General features: G+C 62.9%; 1 pseudogene. It reads right to left on the bottom strand.

The features are described from left to right. Positions 1 to 25: 25 nt before the first annotated feature. A pseudogene (locus tag ACP7AD_RS18530) lies at positions 26 to 1,133 on the bottom strand (IS256 family transposase); the annotation flags it as partial.

Raw genomic sequence — 1,133 nt, 5'->3', positions numbered from 1 at the left:
GTTGGCGGTTGGCGGTTGGCGGTGCTCAGGATTTCATGGACAGGTAGATTTTTGCGGTCATCCATTCCTCATCTTGTTCGGCCAGCAAGGCACTGACCAGGCGCAGGCAACTGGCAGAGTTGGGGCACAAAGTGGCAACGCGGGTTCGGCGTTTGAGTTCCTTGTTCAAACGCTCCAAGCCGTTGGTGGTGCGCATGCGCACCCGATGGGCCTCGGGCAAGTCAAAGGCGGCAAAGCCATCGGGCAAGTTGTTCTCGGCCCAGGCGGCCAATTGTGGATGGCTGAGCTGCCAGTCCTTGAGCGCTGCGTTGAGCAGGCGTTGTGCCTCAATGGCATCACTCGCATTGAAGATGCCCCGTATTTGCCGGGCCACCGGCGAGCGCTGGTCCAGCCGGCTGACGTAGCCCTGAGCGTTGCGTTGGAGGTGGAACTGGCAGCGCTGCCAGGGCACGCCGGGAAACATCGCCTTGCGTGCGGCTTTCAAACCGGCATGGTCATCGCTGGCAAGAAACTTGACCCCGCGCAGGCCGCGCTCAATCAGGCTGTCCAAAAAGGCCCGCCAATGCACCTCGGCCTCTGACAGCGCCACCGAGACGCCCAGCACCCGGCGGTGGCCTGAAGCCGTCACACCGATGGCCACCAAAACCGCACAGTCCACCACCCGTCCCGCCTCGCGCACGCGTTCGTATCGGGCATCCAAAATCACGTACGGTGTCTCCTCCAGGGGCCGGGTACGCCAGGCGTGCAAGCCTGTATCGAGCAGCGCCGTGCAACGGCTAACTTGCGTGCTGGAGATGCTGACCTCGGGCCCCACCAGATTTTGCAATACTTCGATGACTTTGCGCGTGGAGACACCTTGCACATACATCTCGGCGAGCGCCAGATTCATCGCCTGCTCACGAAGCGGCTGCCGCGCTCCAGGGCGCTGGGGTAAAAGCCGCCCGAGCGCACCTGCGGCACCTCAAAGGTGACTTCGCCCATGCGGGTCAGAACCGTTTTGTTTTTGTAGCCGTTGGCGTAATCCACGCGCTGGGCCGAGCGCTCATACGGCGTGGCCTGCAGGTGCTGCGCGCGCTCAATGCGCGAGGCTTCGTTGACCAGAATGCGCAAGGCTTCACCGGCGCCGTCCAGGC

The organism is Polaromonas sp. DSP2-3-2b2, from assembly GCF_049895905.1.
Classification (GTDB): Bacteria; Pseudomonadota; Gammaproteobacteria; order Burkholderiales; family Burkholderiaceae_C; genus Polaromonas.
This window is presented reverse-complemented; position numbering and strand designations above follow the sequence as displayed.